This window comes from Posidoniimonas polymericola, assembly GCF_007859935.1.
GTDB lineage: Bacteria > Planctomycetota > Planctomycetia > Pirellulales > Lacipirellulaceae > Posidoniimonas > Posidoniimonas polymericola.
On the sequence record NZ_SJPO01000001.1, the window covers coordinates 12,602 to 29,837 of the forward strand.

Annotated in this window: 16 protein-coding genes; 9 read left to right on the forward strand and 7 right to left on the reverse strand. The window is 67.4% G+C overall.

What is annotated here, in order from left to right:
- Positions 1-111: 111 nt before the first annotated feature.
- A complete protein-coding gene (locus Pla123a_RS00035; protein ID WP_146583483.1) occupies positions 112-678 on the reverse strand; it encodes a hypothetical protein in 567 nt (188 codons plus the stop codon).
- 152 nt (positions 679-830) lie between these two features.
- Between Pla123a_RS00035 and Pla123a_RS00040 the strand changes: the two genes are divergently transcribed.
- Positions 831-1,262 carry a hypothetical protein gene (locus Pla123a_RS00040; protein WP_146583484.1) on the forward strand — a complete coding sequence of 144 codons (432 nt, stop codon included), beginning with the start codon at positions 831-833 and terminating at the stop codon, positions 1,260-1,262.
- 15 nt (positions 1,263-1,277) lie between these two features.
- On the opposite strand, the gene Pla123a_RS24385 is transcribed toward Pla123a_RS00040, so the two are convergent.
- The 3 genes from Pla123a_RS24385 to Pla123a_RS00060 all read right to left on the reverse strand — a co-directional run bounded on the left by Pla123a_RS24385 (position 1,278) and on the right by Pla123a_RS00060 (position 3,224).
- On the reverse strand, positions 1,278-1,829 hold the full coding sequence (locus Pla123a_RS24385; RefSeq protein ID WP_197527544.1) for a hypothetical protein: 552 nt from the start codon (positions 1,827-1,829) through the stop codon (positions 1,278-1,280).
- Between the two features lie 74 nt (positions 1,830-1,903).
- On the reverse strand, positions 1,904-2,620 hold the full coding sequence (scpB, locus tag Pla123a_RS00055) for an SMC-Scp complex subunit ScpB (RefSeq protein ID WP_146583485.1): 717 nt from the start codon (positions 2,618-2,620) through the stop codon (positions 1,904-1,906).
- Between the two features lie 13 nt (positions 2,621-2,633).
- The gene (locus Pla123a_RS00060) at positions 2,634-3,224 is read right to left on the reverse strand and encodes a hypothetical protein (RefSeq protein ID WP_146583486.1); all 591 of its coding nucleotides are present in this window, start codon (positions 3,222-3,224) and stop codon (positions 2,634-2,636) included.
- Between the two features lie 288 nt (positions 3,225-3,512).
- Here Pla123a_RS00060 and Pla123a_RS00065 point away from each other — a divergent pair, with 288 nt between their 5' ends.
- From Pla123a_RS00065 to Pla123a_RS00095, 7 genes are all read left to right on the forward strand, one after another.
- Entirely contained in the window at positions 3,513-4,676 is a 1,164-nt protein-coding gene (locus tag Pla123a_RS00065; RefSeq protein WP_146583487.1) for a cysteine desulfurase family protein, read from the forward strand.
- A gap of 237 nt (positions 4,677-4,913) precedes the next feature.
- Positions 4,914-6,095: a helix-turn-helix domain-containing protein gene (locus tag Pla123a_RS00070; RefSeq protein ID WP_197527545.1), complete on the forward strand. Its 1,182-nt coding sequence runs from the start codon at positions 4,914-4,916 to the stop codon at positions 6,093-6,095.
- Between the two features lie 307 nt (positions 6,096-6,402).
- Complete coding sequence (gene dnaN / locus Pla123a_RS00075; protein WP_146583489.1) at positions 6,403-7,518, forward strand: DNA polymerase III subunit beta; 1,116 nt, start codon at positions 6,403-6,405, stop codon at positions 7,516-7,518.
- Between the two features lie 258 nt (positions 7,519-7,776).
- On the forward strand, positions 7,777-8,163 hold the full coding sequence (locus Pla123a_RS00080; RefSeq protein WP_146583490.1) for a DUF721 domain-containing protein: 387 nt from the start codon (positions 7,777-7,779) through the stop codon (positions 8,161-8,163).
- A gap of 78 nt (positions 8,164-8,241) precedes the next feature.
- Positions 8,242-10,845, forward strand: coding sequence for a DNA gyrase subunit B (locus Pla123a_RS00085; protein WP_146583491.1), 2,604 nt, complete (start codon positions 8,242-8,244; stop codon positions 10,843-10,845).
- A 151-nt stretch (positions 10,846-10,996) separates the two neighbouring features.
- Complete coding sequence (locus Pla123a_RS00090; RefSeq protein WP_146583492.1) at positions 10,997-11,461, forward strand: SMI1/KNR4 family protein; 465 nt, start codon at positions 10,997-10,999, stop codon at positions 11,459-11,461.
- A 708-nt stretch (positions 11,462-12,169) separates the two neighbouring features.
- On the forward strand, positions 12,170-12,547 hold the full coding sequence (locus Pla123a_RS00095; protein WP_146583493.1) for a hypothetical protein: 378 nt from the start codon (positions 12,170-12,172) through the stop codon (positions 12,545-12,547).
- Positions 12,548-12,564: 17 nt separating this feature from the next.
- On the opposite strand, the gene Pla123a_RS00100 is transcribed toward Pla123a_RS00095, so the two are convergent.
- Complete coding sequence (locus tag Pla123a_RS00100) at positions 12,565-13,578, reverse strand: exo-alpha-sialidase (RefSeq protein WP_146583494.1); 1,014 nt, start codon at positions 13,576-13,578, stop codon at positions 12,565-12,567.
- A gap of 123 nt (positions 13,579-13,701) precedes the next feature.
- Positions 13,702-14,469 carry a hypothetical protein gene (locus Pla123a_RS00105; protein ID WP_146583495.1) on the reverse strand — a complete coding sequence of 256 codons (768 nt, stop codon included), beginning with the start codon at positions 14,467-14,469 and terminating at the stop codon, positions 13,702-13,704.
- A gap of 224 nt (positions 14,470-14,693) precedes the next feature.
- Between Pla123a_RS00105 and Pla123a_RS00110 the strand changes: the two genes are divergently transcribed.
- Entirely contained in the window at positions 14,694-15,956 is a 1,263-nt protein-coding gene (locus Pla123a_RS00110; RefSeq protein ID WP_197527546.1) for an esterase-like activity of phytase family protein, read from the forward strand.
- Here Pla123a_RS00110 and Pla123a_RS00115 read toward each other — a convergent pair.
- Complete coding sequence (locus Pla123a_RS00115) at positions 15,953-17,149, reverse strand: family 43 glycosylhydrolase (protein ID WP_146583497.1); 1,197 nt, start codon at positions 17,147-17,149, stop codon at positions 15,953-15,955. The genes Pla123a_RS00110 and Pla123a_RS00115 overlap by 4 nt on opposite strands.
- Between the last annotated feature and the right edge of the window lie 87 nt (positions 17,150-17,236).

Genomic DNA, 17,236 nt, shown 5'->3' on the forward strand with positions numbered 1-17,236 from the left:
GAAGCGACGCCGGCGGCGCCGGTCGGTTAAGGCGGAGCATTGTACACCCAAACGGGCCGGCTGACGCGGGCCCCCAAAGGGCGGGTCCCCTGGTACCAGAGGCCGCGGGATTCAGCCGCCCGGCAGCGAGAACTCGATCACCGGCGCGCCGCCGCTGCGGAGCTCGTCGAGCATCACGGCGATCTCGGCCGGGTCGCGCGGGTCGAGGCCCCGCGTGTAGGCGAGGATCTCGTCGGCCAGCTCGGGTTTGCCCTTCTTCTCTAGGCAGAAGGCCAGACCGCGGGCCGCCTCGTAGAACGGCAGGTTGGCCGGCTGGGCGCCCAGCAGCGGCCCGCTGCACTTGGCCCGCTTGATGGCCTTCTGGCCGAGCTGGTAGGCAAAGCCGAAGTGCCCCCGGGCGAGCGGGATGTCGTTGTCGAGCTCAATGGCGATCACGCCCGCTAGCACGTGGGCGGCCATGAACTCGCTGCAGCCCGACAGCAGCCAGCGGAGCTCGTCCTGGGCGATGTCGAGCTCGCCGGCCTCGATCATGTCGTTGACCTCCTCGAGGTCCTCACTGCGGTCGCGGGCCTCGCGGGGGTGGACCAGCACCCAGTCGCCGGCGGAGAGCCGCCGGGCGGCGACGCCCTGCTCGGGGCGGGACGGCTTGCGGTTCGGGTTGCCTTTGCGTTTTGCCATGCTGACAACAGCGTAATCGGCGGCCGCCTGCCCGTCTAAGGGGCAGCAATTGAATCGCGAACTCCAGGGGGCGTACGCTCGTGGGTGCGGCGGGTACGGCTTGGCTTTCGAGCGGGGTACCATAGAGAGGACCCCCTCACCAACGGAACGAGATGAGCCACTCCGACCTACCACCCGCGTTTGAGTTCGACTGCCCGCTGTGCGGCGGCGCGTTCGAGGCCGACCTGGCGATGCTGGGCCAAGAGGTCGAGTGCCCGCACTGCGACCGGGTAGTCGAGCTGCCGCAGCCGAGCGAAATGCAGCCGAGCGAATTGCCGCCGGGTGAACTGCAGCCGGACGGGCCGCCGTCAGAAAACTCCGGGCAGGCTCAGCCAGAGCCCGCGGGTGCTTCACAGTCGGCGGCGCCCGCGACGCGGGACGAACCACCAAGCCGGGCCGCCGCAGAGCCCGCGGCGGCCACCGAAAGCCGACCGCTGACCAGAGAAGAACGGGCGGCGGCGCGGCGGCGGCTGAACCTCACGCTGGCCGCCGTGGGGGCGGTGATCCTGATCGCGACCTTCGTGCTGCTGGTCAACCTCAGTTAGACCCGCACGGGGCGGTCAGTCCTCTTCGTCTTCTTCGTACTCGTACTCGTAGTCGTCGTCCTCTTCTTCCTCGTCGTCGTCTTCGTACTCGTACTCGTCGTCCTCGTACTCCTCTTCGTCGTCGTCGAGCTCTTCTTCCTCGTCGTCGTCCTCTTCATCGTCGTCGACTTCGACCCACTCTTCGTCTTCGCCGAGCTCCTCTTCCTCGTCGTCGAGCTCCTCTTCGTCGTCGTCGTCCTCTTCATCGTCGTCGACTTCGACCCACTCTTCGTCTTCGCCGAGCTCTTCTTCCTCTTCGTCGCCTTCTTCTTCGTCGTCCTCTAGTTCTTCATCCTCGTACTCGACGTCGTCGTCCTCTTCGTCTTCCTCTTCATCGTCGTCTTCGTACACGTATTCATACTCGTCGTCGTCGTCCTCGACTTCGTCCTCGTCGTCTTCATCCTCGAGCTCTTCTTCCTCTTCCTCCTCCTCGTCGATGTACTCGGCGAGCGGGCAGGGGATGGTCTGTCCCACCAGCGACGGGTGGGTCAGCAGCAGGTCGTCATCGCTGTCGTTCAGGAGCATCATCGTGCGTGTCATCGGTTGGTTTACCCCCCTCGCAGCGTCTGCCTGCGGCCGGCAGACCGCGACGAAGCATGCGTTCAGCTCGTGGCCAGTGGTATCGTCGCCGAGTCCGTATCGGCTTCAGCATCTTCTGCCAAATCCGCCGTCGAGAGGCCGGCCACACGGGGCAGGTCGTCGAGGCTTTTGAGGCCAAAAACTCGCAAGAAACGCTTGGTTGTCCCGTACAGAATCGGCCGCCCCAGCTCCTGCGAACGACCGACAATACGCAATAAGTCTCGTTCCATCAACTGGCGGAGCAGGTCGCCGCACTGGACGCCGCGGATCGCCTCGATCTGGGCCCTCAGCACGGGCTGCCGGTAGGCAGCTACGGCGAGCGTTTCCATGGCCGGCTGGGTGAGCCGCAGCTCGGCCTTGTCCGCCGCCAGCGGCTGCAGCCACGGCGCCAGGATCGGTCGGGTCAGCAACTGGTGCCCCCCAGCGATCTGAGTGATCTGGAACGCCGCGCCCCTAGCGTCGTACAGGCGGCGGAGCTCGTCGAGCAGCGTGCGGGCCTCGGTGGCGTCCTCTAGGTTCGCCATCTTCGCTAGACGCCGCAGCGGAAGCGGCTCGTCTGCTAGCAGCAGGATCGCCTCGAGGCGGGTCCTTCGGGCGACCGTGGTCCGGGGCCGCGGGGCAGGGGAGGGGGCCGCGGAAACCGCCGTGCTGGGTCGCCGGACCGCTCCGCCACCACGCAGGACAAGCGGGCTGTTCCACCGCAGGGCCGGGCTGGTCAGTCGCCGCGCGAGTGTGGTCATAGCCGGCCTTCCTCTAGCGGCTGAGCGCCGGGTTGGCGACCCGCCACTGCCGCACCTGATCACAAACCCGCGCCACAGCCAGCGGGGCGTTCGGCTCGATGGCGTCGAAGTGGCGGACGAAGCCGGTTTCGCCTGGCAGCGGCGCGCAGCAGGCAAACCGGTGATAGGCGCCCTCTGCCCCCCACGGCGTGAGCTGGATGTCCTCGGCCCCCAGCGCGCGGAGCTCGGACACAAGTTGCTTGACGCTCTCGGGGACCGGCTCGGCGGCCGGCTCTTGCAGCGCGGGGAGCGGGGCCAAGGGGGCCATCGGCTCGCGGCTGAAGTCGGCAACGGGGGACAACTCCGACGCCTGCAGACGCCCGGGCGCGGGCGGCATCAGGTCCTGGACCGGCGCCGCGAGGGGCGTCACGGCGACCGCCGGGGAGGGCGAATCCCCGCCCTGCAGCTTGTGGTACTCGGTCCGCGCCTGCTGGACAATCCGATCCAGCAGCGCCGACGCCTCGCCGGCTGGGGGACCGTACAAGTGGTAGGCCATGCCGCCTACGACCACGATGCCAACCATCACTACCAGCTTCAATAACGCCTGCACTGCCGCTTCGAACATCGCCTGGAACCTCGGGTTGGGCTCGGGTTGCGAGAAGGGGCGGATAGTAGGCGCCTGGCAGCACCAGCCGCAATGGCAATCGGGGGCCGCGCGGCAGGGTTGTGCGGCCCCCTCGGCCGTGGCTCTCCGGTGTCTCAAAGGCGAAAGCGGAAAGGGGAATGCCGCGCAAGCGGGTGGCGGCAGCAACCCAGGGTTAGCCACCCCTTTCCGCTTTCGCCTTTCCCCTTTTTGAAGTTCCCTTTTCGACCGCCCCCGTCGGTACGCTCGGTTTCCGCGTAGAATGCCCGCATGCAGCCGATCTACCTCGACCACAACGCCACGACTGCCCCGCTGCCCGCGGTAACCCAGGCAGTCGCCGACGCGCTGGCCGCGGGTTACGCGAACGCCTCGAGCCAGCACGAGCCCGGCCGCCGTGCCCGCCGCGTGGTAGAGCAGGCCCGCGGGGCGATTGCCGCCGCCCTCGGCGCCCGCACTGCTGGCATAACGCCGGACGAGCTGCTGCTGACCTCGGGAGGGACCGAGTCCAACAACCACGCCCTGCAGGCGCTGCTCGGCCCCAAGCCGGCCGGCGAGCGGCTGGTGATCAGCGCTATCGAGCACCCCAGCATCACCGGCTTCGCCGAGCTCCTCGAACGCCGCGGCGTGGCAGTCGACCGCCTGCCAGTCGACGCCAGCGGTGTGGTGCGGCTGGATGCCCTGCCAGAGCTGCTCGCGAAGCGGCCTCGGCTGGTGAGTGTAATGCTCGGCAACAACGAGACCGGCGTCCTCCAGCCGGTCGCCGAACTGGCCGCCCTCTGCCGCCCGCACGGCGTGCCCGTCCACACCGACGCGACGCAGGTAGTCGGCAAGCAGCCGGTCGACTTCCAGCGGCTAGGGGTGTCACTGCTGACGTTCACGGCCCACAAGTTCCACGGCCCGCGGGGCATCGGCGGGCTGCTGGTCGAGGGCGGTTTGCAGGCCGAGCCGCTGCTCTACGGCCAACCCGGCGCCCAGCGGCCAGGCACGGCGAGCGTCGAACTGGCGGTCGGGATGCAGCGGGCGATCGAGCTGTGGCAGGCCGAGGCGGCCGAACGAGAGGCCCGCATGCGGGCCCTCCGCGACCGGCTAGAACAGGCCATCACCGCCGACGACCCCAACGCCATTGTCGTGGGGGCCGACGCCAAACGGCTTCCCCACACGTCCTGTGTGGCGTTCCAGGGGCTCGACCGGCAGGCGCTGCAGATGGCTCTCGACCACGCCGGAGTGGCGTGTTCGACCGGTTCGGCGTGCGCCAGCGGGTCGAGCGAACCATCGCCAACGCTGCTCGCGATCGGCGCCGCTGGGGGGCTTTCTGAGGCCGCAATCCGTGGCTCCGTGCGGTTTAGTTTGGGCGCCGCCACAACCGCCGCCCAAATCGACGATGCCGCGGAGCGTATCTTGTCTATCTGCAAGCGGTTACGAAGACGCGAATAACCCTGGAAACTAGCCCGTTAGCGCTCCCCGAGGGGCCTGCAATCGGGTACAATCCGGGCTTGCCTGGCGGCCGCTAGCGCCCACGGATGCGGCCGCTTTTCCTTGCCTCATTTTTCACTGCCGATGCAGGACGGAGCCGACGTGGTCCCCGCGACCCAATCGACAGCCGAGGCACACCCCCAGACGGCCCCCCCACACACACCGGGTTCGGCGGGTCTGGCGGCGACGGACCCGTCGTTGTCCGCAACGTCGCGTGCCGCCCAAGGCGCCGCCGGCGGGGTGGTGAAGCTCCCGCTGTCTGGTCGACGGATGCACGCCACCAGCGACGATCCGAGCACCGCCGCGGCCTGCACGCTGCCAAGCTTTGTAGCCGGACCCGAGAACCGCTTGGTCGCCGCGGTCTTCGAGCGGCTGCTCGACGACAAAACCACTGGGCAGACCCCGTCAGAGTCTGCCCCGTCAGGGTCCGCCCCCGCAGGCGGCCTGGGCGTTGGCTCGCTGCTCCTGCTCGGCCCCAGCGGTAGCGGCAAAACGCACCTCGCCCGAGGGCTTGGCGAGGCGTGGAACGCCCGGCTCGGACACACCAAGAATGGCGACTCGCAGGTCGCCTATTTGACCGCCAGCGACTTCCGCCGGCAGGTCGCCTCGGCCGTTTCCGATCGCTCGATCGACGCCCTCCGGCGTCAGCTGCGTCGGTGCCGACTGCTGGTGCTCGACGACCTCCCGCGGCTCGCCGGCGAGGCCTACGTCCTTGAGGAGCTAGTCCACACGTTAGACGCCCTGTCCCAGAGCGGGGCGCTCTTTGTCGCAGCGTCGCAGAAGCCGCCCGCCGAACTCCCCGGCCTGAGCCGCGCCCTGATCGGCCGCCTGCTCAGCGGCCTGACGCTCGAGATTGCCCCGCCGCGGCTCGCCGCCCAGCAAGAGCTGCTGCTGCAGGCCCTAACCGCGATGGGCTGCTCCGCCACGGCTGGAGCGCTCCGGGCCCTAGCCGAACAAGCCCCGGCCGACCCCCGCCAGCTGCTTGGCGTCGCGATGCGAATCCGCCGGCGGCTGCGGGCCGGAACGGTCCTCGACGAGCAGACGGCCCTCGGGCTCATCAAGCTCGACCTGCAGCGGCCGACCCCGCCCGCCAGCGATATCCTGACCGTGGTCGCCCGCTACTACGGGCTCCCGAAGACCAAGCTCACCAGCTCCAGCCGGCAGAAGTCGATCGTGCTCGCCCGGGCGGTCGCGATTTTCCTGATCCGCGAGCTAACACCGCTCTCGTACGACCAAATCGGGAAGATGCTCGGCGGCCGCGACCACTCCACCGTGCTGCACAACTACCGCCGGATCGAGCGGGCGCAGGCAAGCGACCGCGTGCTCGGCCACGCCCTCGGTGAATTACGCCGTTCAATCACCGTCGGGGCAGCAGCGTGAACAACCTGTTGATAGACGGTCGAGAGGCAGACGACTCGGCGTCGCGTACCTGGCCGATCCGCCAAATAGCCGCGATTGATCAACACGAATTGCCGGTCAGCCAACACGCGATCGACAACCAGCCAACCGGTTTTCCACAACTCAACGGACACTGTAAGTGATTTACCTGAAACAACTTGCAGCACAGATTCGGCAGTTGCCAACAATCCAGACCGCCGATCTTTAATAACTGCGTAATTAAAAACTAAATCTATTAACTCTCTGGCCGACCGTCCCCAGGGGACGCTCGGCGGCCCTGAGTTCTCCCATGAAGATCACATGCAACCGTGAGCAGCTCCTGCAGGCCTTCCAGGCTGTGGCGGCTGTCGCCCCGACCCGCAGCCCCAAGCCGATCCTGCAGAACGTCAAGCTCGAGGTGAGCGACGACTCGGCCACCTTCCTCGCCACGGACCTCGAGGTCGCGATCCGCTACCAGGCGACCGGCGTCGAGGTCGAGCAGGCCGGCGCGTGCATCCTGCCGACCGCGCGGTTTGGCCAGATCCTCCGGGAGAGCTCCGACGAGACCTTCCACATCGAGGCCGACGAGAAGCAGATCCGCGTGCGGGGCGAGCGGAGCCAGTTCAACCTCGCGGCCGAGAACCCGATCGACTACCCGAGCATCGCGGTGTTCGACGACCAGTCGTACTACGAGACCGCCGCCCGCTGGTTCAAGGAGTTGATCCGCCGCACGATCTTCTCGACCGACAACGAGTCGAGCCGCTACGCGCTCGGCGGCGTCAAGATGGAGTGGGTCGACGGCGTGCTGACCGGCGTCGGCACCGACGGCCGCCGCCTGGCCAAGATGGAGGGCCCGGTGCGGGCCGTTGGCGAGCCGGCCGACTTCGGGGCCGCGACCATCGTCCCCAGCCGCTCGCTCAACCTGGTCGACCGCGCCGTCAACGACGACGACGGCGAGGTCCAGATCGCCATCCGCCAGAACGAGATGCTGGTCAAGAGCCCGCGGGCGATGATCTACTCCCGCCTGCTTGAGGGCCGCTACCCCGACTGGCGGCGGGTGTTCCCGCAGCGGACCAACTCGGTGCAGGTCGAGCTGCCGATTGAGCCGTTCTACCGGGCCGTGCGTCAGGCGGCGATCCTCACCAGCGACGAGAGCCGCGGCGTCGACTTCACGTTCGGCGAGGGCTCGCTGGTCCTCTCCGGCCACGCCGCCGAGGTGGGCGAGTCGCGGATCGAGCTGCCGATCTCGTTCGACAGCCCGGAGGTGACCATCACACTCGACCCGCGGTTCGTGATCGACTTCCTCAAGGTGCTCGACAGCGACAAGTCCTTCACGCTCGACCTGCAGGACGGCGAGTCGGCCGCGGTCTGCACCACCGACGACGGCTACGGCTACGTGATCATGCCGCTGGCGCGGGACCGGTAGCGGCGGCTAGTTGGAAGGCGCCGGTTCGCCGGCGCCGCGATTCCCGGCCGCGACAACCGAACAAGCAAGAACCAGAGAACGAGCATCGTGTGCCACTGGCTCTGCCAGTGTTTCACCAGCTGATTCAGGAGATTGAAGCCGGGCAATCAACCGAGACACACCATCTCACTGGCAGAGCCAGTGGAACACGAAGAGCCCCTCTACCAACCAAGTTTCCACCCGCAAACCAGCGCCCAGCGCCCTCCCACCAGCGCCCCCATGACCGAACCGATGGACCCTGAACTTGTCGCCGAGAAGCTCGCCGAGCTCTCGCAGCGCGCCGCGCGAGAGCAGCGGCGGCGGCACGCGCGGGCGCCCAAGAAGGCCGCGAACGTGGTGGCCCAGCTGTTCGCCAAGAAGGGCTACGGACAGCCCCGCACGAACGAGCAGCTCCGCTCGGCGTGGGCCGAGGCGGCCGGGCCGGCGCTCGGCAAGTTCTGCCAGGCCGCGGCCGTGCGGCGGGGCGTGCTCGAGGTGATTGTCGCCAACAGCATGATGGCCCAAGAGCTCGGCTTCGAGAAAACCCGACTCCTCAAGGCGGTGCAGCAGAAGCTGCCCGACGCCAAGATCGAGGGCCTCCGCTTCAAGGTCGGACGGCTCGCGTAACCCAGATCACCCGCCGCCCCGCGCGGCGATCCACCCCACTCAGCGACGCTTCGCTTTTCGAGAACGACCAACACGAGTATGTCCGAAGAACCCCAAGACCAAGACGCCCCGCAGCCCCAGCAGCCGCTAGAGCCGGCGAAGAAGGCCAACAGCCACCACGGCAACGCCGAGTACGGCGCGGGCGACCTCGAGCACCTGTCCGACCTGGAGCACGTGCGCGAGCGGCCGAGTATGTACATCGGCGACACCACCGCCCGCGGCCTGCACCACCTGGTGTACGAGGTGGTCGACAACTCGATCGACGAGGCCATGGCCGGCCACGCCACGACCGTGAGCGTGCAGATCAACGTCGACGGCTCGATCACGGTCGAGGACGACGGCCGCGGCATCCCGACCGAGAAGCACGAGCAGCTCTCCGAGCAGATGGACCGCGAGGTCAGCACGCTCGAGGGCGTGATGACCGTGCTCAAGTTCGGGGGCAAGTTCTCCAAGGGCGCCTACCAGACCTCCGGAGGCCTGCACGGCGTCGGCGTAACGGTGGTCAACTTCCTCTCCGAGTGGGCCGAGACCGAGGTCGCCCGCGACGGCCACCTGCACCACCAGGAGTACGAGCGCGGCGTCCCCAAGGGCCCGGTGCGCAGGGTCGGCGCCAGCAGCAAGCGCGGCACCAAGACCACCTTCAAGCCCGACCCGCAGATCTTCCAGACCACCAAGTACGTCTACGCCACGCTGCAGAAGCGGCTGCAGGAGCTGGCGTTCCTCAACAAGGGCGTGCGGATCACCATCACCGACGCCCGCACCAACGAGTCGGACGCGTTCCTCTACGAGGACGGCATCCGCGAGTTCGTCAAGCACCTCAACCGCGCCAGCGACCCCGCGCACGAGGAGATCCTGTTCGTCGAGGGCGAGGCCGAGGGCGTCTCGCTCGAGGTCGCGCTGCAGTACTCGGGCGAGTTCACCGAGAACGTCCACACGTACGTCAACAACATCAGCACGCACGAGGGGGGCACGCACCTCTCCGGCTTCCGCTCAGCCCTCACGCGGACCATCAACAACTACGGCAAGAAGGAGGGCCTGTTCAAGGACCTCACCCCCAGCGGCGAGGACGTCCGCGAAGGCCTGACCGCCGTGATCAGCTGCCGCGTGCCGCACCCGCAGTTCGAGGGCCAGACCAAGACCAAGCTCGGCAACAGCGAGGTCGAGGGCATCGTCAACTCGCTGTTCGGCGACTACCTGCAGAAGTTCTTCGAGGAGAACCCCAAGACCGCCAAGCAGATCGTCAAGAAGGGCGTGCTGGCGGCCGAGGCCCGCGAGTCGGCCCGCAAGGCCCGCCAGCTGGTCCGCGAGCGGAAGGGCGCCCTCTCCGGCGCCGGCCTGCCGGGCAAGCTCCGCGACTGCTCCAGCAAGGAGGTCGACAAGTGCGAGCTGTACCTGGTGGAGGGCGACTCGGCCGGCGGCTCCGCCGAGGGGGGCCGCATCCGCGAGTTCCAGGCGATCCTGCCGCTCCGCGGTAAGATCATCAACGCCTACAAGAGCCGCGAGACCAAGGTCCTCGAGAACCAAGAAGTCCGCAGCATGATCGCCGCGATCGGCGCCGGCATCGGCCAGGAGCAGGACGTCAGCAAACGCCGCTACGGCCGCGTCGTGATCATGACCGACGCCGACGTCGACGGCAGCCACATCCGCACGCTGCTGCTGACGTTCTTCTACCGCCAGATGTACGACCTCGTCGCGAAGGGCCACGTGTACGTCGCCCAGCCGCCGCTGTTCCGCGTCCGCAAGGGCAAGCAGGTGCAGTACGTGCAGACCGACGAGGAGATGAAGACCCAGCTCTTGGACCTCGGCCTCGGCGACAGCGTGTTCGACGCCGGCGACGGACTGGTGGTCGAGGGCGAGCAGATGACCCGCCTGGTCCGCACCCTGGCCGCCATGGAAGAGGCGCTCATTGCGCTGGAGCGGCGCGGTATCTCGCTGAAGCTTCACGCCGTAAGGCAGGACCCCGAGAGCGGCCGCCTGCCGGCGTACCACGTGTTCCTGGGCGCCGACGAGCACTGGTTTTTCGACCGCGAGTCGCTCGACCAGTTTGTCAAAGAGCAGGAAGAAGCAGCCGGCGGCGAGCTGCTGGTCGACGGCGGCCCCACGCCCAGCATCCCGGAGAGTGAGCCCGCGGGTGAGATCGAAGAGAGCGGCGACACCGACGCCGGCGACGCGAACGGGGCCGAGTCGAACGGCGTTGCCGCGCTCAACGCCAAGCGGCTCCGCATCGTCGAGCTGCACGAGGTCCGCACCATCAACACCCTGCTGGGCGACCTCCGCGAGATGGGCTTCGAGATCGGCGCCCTCATCCCGCAGGACCGCACCGGCGAGGAAGGGAGCCGCTACCGCGTGATCCGCGGCGAGAACGAGACCGGCCTCGAAGACCTCCGTGCCCTGCCCGGCGCGATCCGCTCGGCCGGCGAAAAGGGCCTGCAGATCACCCGCTTCAAGGGCCTGGGCGAAATGAACGCCGAGGAGCTCCGCGAGACCACCCTCGACCCCGCCAACCGCACGCTGCTCAAGGTCAGCATGGAAGACGCCGGCGCCGCCGACGACCTGTTCCGCGTCCTGATGGGCGACCAGGTCGAACCCCGCCGCGACTTCATCCAGAAGCACGCGCTGGACGTGAAGAACCTGGACGTGTAGCAATGTATCCCCGGTTCTCCGAACCGGAAACTTGTGGAGCTACGCCAATGCCAATGGCTGGAGCCTATCGTCGGCCTCAGCGGAGAGAAGCGTGAGTTCCTAAGGGGTTAGTCCAGAAGCTCACCATTTCGGCTCCGTTGAGTGATTGAGCATGCCAGATCGTGACAAACTGCAAGCTATGTTTGTTGCCCGATTTCATGTCGGCGATCCACCAGTCCCTGCAACAGAACAGCAAGTGGAGTCGTTGGGTGTTGAGCTCAGCACCGCGGTGCCTGAGGCGTACCTGAGTTTCATCACGCGGTTCGGAGCGGTCTATACACCGCACATACTCGACGCCATCGTTGATGCCGCGCTGGATTACTCGGATGTGCAGAACTTCTTGACAGTAGAACAAGCGATCACGGACACCAAGGCTTACTGGGCTGCTGGGATGCCTGAAGATGTGATTGGAATCGCATCTGATTGCATGGGGAACTTTTTCGGTTTCCGACGTCAAGGAGCCAAAAGCGACGACGCTCCTGTTGTGTTTTTCGATCACGATTTTGTTGACGTATCAACCGTGGCCGATTCGTTTGACGCGTTCCTCACGTGGTATGTTGAAAACATCGGTACGTGATGGAGCCTGTTTTTTGGTAGTCGGACTGATTTCGCCGTCGTCGTAGTGAAACACGCCCGTGCGTCTCGGCCCGTATTCTTGCCGTTGTCTACCAGTTTCTTATGGCAAGCGGCTGCCCGGCGCGGTCCAATAACTGGTTGCCCGGTGGTGCGTGGCGCGCTCCCGAGAGCCGTTCGACCGATCGTGAGGGCGATGACGGAAGGCCATTCAGCGCGGAGACGTTAGGCCCGGCATTTATGCCGGGTCACCCCATCGCAAGGAATCGAGAAGCCCCGTTAACGGGGCTTGCTTGGTTGGCTTTAGACCTTGAACCCGGCATGAATGCCGGGCCTAAAACCCGCTAGCCGATGAATGATCTTGAAACAGCACGGAGCCAAAATCCCAACCGAGAGACTTCCGTCCGCTGCACCGCGCACAAACGGGCAAAAGTCGGCCGCAAGATTCAGAGCATAACTGCGAAGACCCTGCTATAGCAGGGCGAAACCGCCTTCGGGGCGGCCGGTAGGGCGCGACTTTTGTCCCTATAAATCGATGTCGGAATGGGGGACAAAAGTCGGCTGGTGGTAGCGAGTCGATTGGGTTAGCCGGCTGCCGTGGCGCACACTTTTGTACGTGGTGGGCTTGGCGGCTCACGCTAGGGGTCATCGTAGCTCGGCTCTCCGAGCCGAGAGTTTTTCACGGTTCGGAGAACCGTGCTACATTGCCGCCATGAAGTACGACCTCGACCAGCTCTGCAGCGTCCTGTCGGCGAGTTGCGAGAAGGAGTCGCCCGGCACGGGGCACGTGCAGGTCCGCTTCGCCGACCCGCTGCTCAAGTACGAGATGGCGATCGACGAGCAGCACAACAGTATTTCCCTCGCGGCCGACCCCGAGAAGCCGATCCAGGCCTGCCCGCTGCTGGAGTACTACTTCGCGTGCAATGAGATCGCGATCGGCGAGAGCGGCTACGGCGATGGGCCGGCGGTTCGCTTCATGGAGCACCGCGAATCGCTCTTCGGCACGCGGCTCACGATGATCAAACGGCACGATGGCCGTTGGTACTTGTTTGCGAATGCGTTGCTGAGGCATCCGATGGAAGGCGGATGATTTTGAGAGCCGCGACCTCAATCCTCGATGGAAACCTGCGCCAGGTAGATGCTGGTGTGGTCCTCGTGGCTCGAGTAGTAGCTGACCCACAGCCGGTCCTCGTGCCAGACAAGGCCGGGGTAACTGCAGTCGCCGCCGGACGGGAGCACCAGTATGTTTTCGAGGTGGCCGTCGGCGGGGTTGAGCTCGGCGATGACCGTCCGGGCGCCCGCCTTAAGCAGCTGCCTGCCCGCTGCCACCCAGCGGCCGCTCGGCAGCTGCAGCAGGTTGGGGCCGCCGATAAACCGATCGAGCCGCCGCCACTGCCAATCACGGTAGGGCGGGTCGGCCTTGCCGAGGTACGCGTGGTTGTCGTCGCCGTCGCACCGCTGCAGGCAGTACGCCACGCCCGAGTCGGCGAACCGGATCCGGGCCTCGGTCGGCCGGCCGCCAATCGTGAGGAAGTCGGGGGCGAAGACATTGAAGCTGCGTCCGTCGGTCGAGGTCAGCAGCTCGTTGCGGCCGGCGTTATCGGGCGTGCCGTAGCTAACGCCGTAGGCGGTCCCCTCGCGCCAGGTGACGCCCCACATCCAGCGGCCCGGTTCGATCACCATGGCAGGCGTAGTCCAGGTGCGCCCATCGGTCGTCGCGGCAGTGAAAGTGCCGGTCAGTCGGCGGTTGTCGCGATCGATCTGCGCGCCGCCCACCATCATCAACTCGCCGCTTGGCGTGATCGACAAGTTGGCGTCGCGGAGGTCGAACTCGTTGTGGTCGAGCCGCGCAACCGGTTCCCAGGCTTCACCGTCAGTAGAGGTGAGCACCCGGAGGAAGCCGTGCGACCCGGCGTGGGTGTCCCCCTCGCGGAACGCGCACCACCACGCGTCCTCCCAGCGGATCAGGTCGGTGAAGGCGTTGTGGCGGCCCTCGTCCCAGATCCGCTTGACGCCGATCAACTCGGCCTGCAGGGTTTCGTCTGCCGACGCGTGGGAACCGAGGGCGGCGAGCGCAAGCATCGCGATGCCGCAAACACGGCGGGTCAGGGGGGCAGGCATCGGGGGTGGTCCCGTAAGTGCGAAGGAGTAGGCGCCAATCGCTCCCTGGCGTGGCGCCCTATTGTATCGCGTTCCGCGGGACGGGTGGGTCACGCTGTCGCCCTCTCCCTTAATCTGAAGAACCTATTGCGGCGCGGTCAGCTTGACGATCAGCTCGCCGTCGGCGATCTCGAGCGAATGCGGCAGCGGCGTGGGCTGGCCCGGCTTGTCCATCCGCAGCGCCAGCTCGGGCAGCTCGCCGGTGGTGTCGAGGAAGAGGTTGCCCTGCAGGCGGGACTTCTCTTTCGGCAGCAGGCTCGTCAGCGCCGAGAGTGGCAGCGGCAGCCGGCCGATGCGGGCGTTGTCGATCTGCAGCCGCAGCTCGTTGTTCGGGGCGGGGTTGCCGGCGGCGGCGCCGTTGGCGATGGGCTGCGGGGCGAAGCCGGCCGAGACGACCAGCTCGCCAAACGGGGTCGCCAACGCGACGCCGACCAGCACCCGGCCGTCGACCAGCCGGATCCGGGGCGCCGACACCTGGCCGGCGTGCGGCCCGTCGGAGACCAGCAGCGTGTTGATCTCGTCCTCGGTGACGCGGATGGTGTGCGTTGGGCTGTGGTTGGGTTGCGCCGGCTGGGCCGCGAAGAGTGCGGCGATGACATCGTTGTTGGCCTTGGCAGGTTTTTCGCGTGCCGGCTGGAGCGACGCCGCCCGCCAGCGGAGGTAGTCGTCGCGGAGCTGCTCGAAGTGCTGCTCGGCCGCCTGGACCGCGGCCGGGTCGGCCGAGAGGGAGGCGCGCTCCGAGTAGAAGCTCGGGGACCAGAGCGCGAGGGTCACGGCCGTGCCAATGCAGAAGAGAACCAACCCAAAACAGACGAAGCCGGCGAGCAGCAGGCGGAGGACAAGGCGTTTCATCGTTCGGCCGTCGGGAGCGGGGTGCGGGTAGGAAATGTGCGTCGACACGCAATTCTAGTTCACGCCGCAGCCGTGGGCCGTCGGCGGCCCGATGACCGCTCAAACCCGCGTGAACGCACCCCCGGCGGGCCCCGTTCGCTCGCCCTGGGCCGGCTGATTAGAATCGGGCTAGCCCGGGCCGCTCCTCACCCTGCTCGTTGGCGCCTATTTGGATGAACGCCGTTATGCCCATGCTTTGCCGCTATGCATTGCTGACTACGTTGGCGCTCGCCCTGCCGTGCCGTGCGGAGTGGTCGGTCACGCCAGCCGGTGCAGTGACCCTCGACGGCAGCGCGCTGCCCGCCGCCACGTTTGCCGAGATGAGCGGGATCGGTCATTTTAGCGGCTCGCGGTACTACGTGGTGCAGGACTCCGGCGCGCAGGTCATCGGGATCGATGTGACGTTCGCCGCCGGCAGTCTGACCCAGGCGCAGGCCGCCGAGGTCTACCCGCTGTCGTCGTCGCTCGATTACGAAGGGATCGCCGCCGGGCTGAGCGAGCCATTGCTGTTCGTATCCGAAGAGGGAGGGCCGGGCGTCCTCGAGATCAACCGCGACACGGGCCAGCAGGTGCGGAGCCTGACGATCCCGGCGGTGTTTGCCAACCGCCGCGGCAACCGCGGCTTCGAGTCGCTCGACCGAGTGGGCGATGTCCTGTGGACCGCCAACGAGGAGGCCCTGACGGTCGACGGGCCGGTGGCGACTACATCCGCGGGCAGCACGGTGCGTCTGCTGAAGCTCGACGCCGTCAGCGGCGAGCCATTGGCCCAGTACGCGTACAACGTCGAACCGATCCACACCAGCGGCTTCTCCTCGCAGAGCGGGCTGTCCGACCTGCTTATCGCTCCCGACGGGCGGCTGATCACGCTCGAACGCTCGTTCGCGGGTCTGGCGAATCCGGCCTACCTGTCACGGATCTACGAGGTCGACCTCACCGGCGCGACCGACATCAGCCAGGCGGCGTTCGACAGTGGGCTGATCGGTCAGACTTACACGCCGGCAAGCAAGCGGCTGCTCTGGTCGGGGAGCATCGGCGCGGCGGGGCAGAACCTCGAGGGGCTGGCCCTAGGGCCGCAAGCGGCCGACGGCTCTTGGGACTTGCTAGGCGTGGTCGACGACGGCGCCGGCGGCGACCCCTACAGCGGAAACACGGTGGTCGGTTTCCGGCTGGCGCCCAGCACGCCGCAGGTCGAGGGCGACTACAACGGCGACGGCCAGGTCGACACCGCCGACTACGACACCTGGCGCCGTGCGTACGGGCTTAGCTACACCGCGGGGCAGGGCGCCGACGGCAACGGCGATGGCGTGGTCAACGCCGCGGACTACGCCGTCTGGCGCGATGCGCTGACCGCGACTGAATCGGCGGCCCATGGCCAGGCGCCAGAGCCGACGGCGGCTGTGTTAGCGCTGATGGTAACGGGCGTCGGCTTGATGAAGCCCCGCAGCTAGAACCGCTGGGCCTCGTCGGGTCCGGGTGTGGCGTACGCCGGGTCCTTCGCGCGGACGATCACCTCGCCGGCGTCGGTGGTGCGGACGTCGAGCGGCACGATGGTCACGCCCTGCTCGTTGATCGTGTAGGCGTTGTCGCTGAGGTCACGCTGCTCGATACCGTCGCGTGGCACAGGCGGCAGGTTGCCGTTGAAGAACGCGGTGCACCACCAGCGGCCCTGGCGGTCCTGGAACGGCGTGCCGTGGCCGAGGAACCGGCCGACGAACTTCCGCGGCCCATAAGGCCCGGTGATCTCATCGGCGACGCAGTAGTACAGGTTGTACGAGCCGCGGCGGCCCTGGTCGGTCGACCACGCGGTGCCGAGGTGCACGTACTTGCCGCCGACCTTGATCATCGTGGCGCCCTCGTGGCCGATCCGCTGGATTGGCTCGCCGTCGGGGCCGGGGCGGTCGCCGGCTGGGTCGATGCGGGTGCTGGGGCCGGCGTAGTCGCTGAGGTCGGCCTTCAGCGGGGCGATCTCGGTGTTGCCCCACAGCAGGTAGAGGGCGCCGTCGTCGTCCTGGAACAGCGACGGGTCGTGCCGCCTGCCGAGCCGGCGGCCCATCGGGTGCGACCACGGGCCGGCGAGCTCCTTGCCCTCGGTGAGCGCCAGGCTCGCGACGTACTGCGGGCAGTGGACCAGCGCCCAGCGTTCGCCGAGCCAGTGCACCTCGGGCGCCCAGATCAGCCGCCGCTGCGGGTCCGAGACCCGGCGGCCACGGATCGAGTCGTCGAGCGTGAACGGAGCGCCGAGCGGCTCCCAGTCGATCAGGTCGCGGCTGCGGTACACGCGGACCTGCTCGCCGACGATGCTCTTGACGCCCAGGCCCGTGTTGTACGGGTCGGCCGCCTCGCGGGGGTCGCCCTCGTCGGGCTGGGTGCCGGTGAGGTAGTACCAGTCGTCGGGCCCGAGGACGATGTACGGGTCGCGGATCCAGCCCGACTTGATGTACAGCGCGCGGTCGTGGCTCTCGAGCCCAGCGCGGATCGTTTCGGCGTCCATCACCGGCCCTGGCTGGCGGTCTGTCGGGACCGCGCGGAAGCGGGGATTCGGCTCAACAACCTCATCGCCCGCGGCGCAGCAGGGCGACACGCCCTGCGTCAGCAGGCAGGAGAGGGACAACAACAGACCGGCGGCAATCGAGTGGTGCATGGCGCAATCGGGGCAGGGGGGTGCGGGTGAATCAGGATTCAACGCGACCGCAGCCTGCCAGGCGCCGCGGGTTCTCAATAGTCGCTG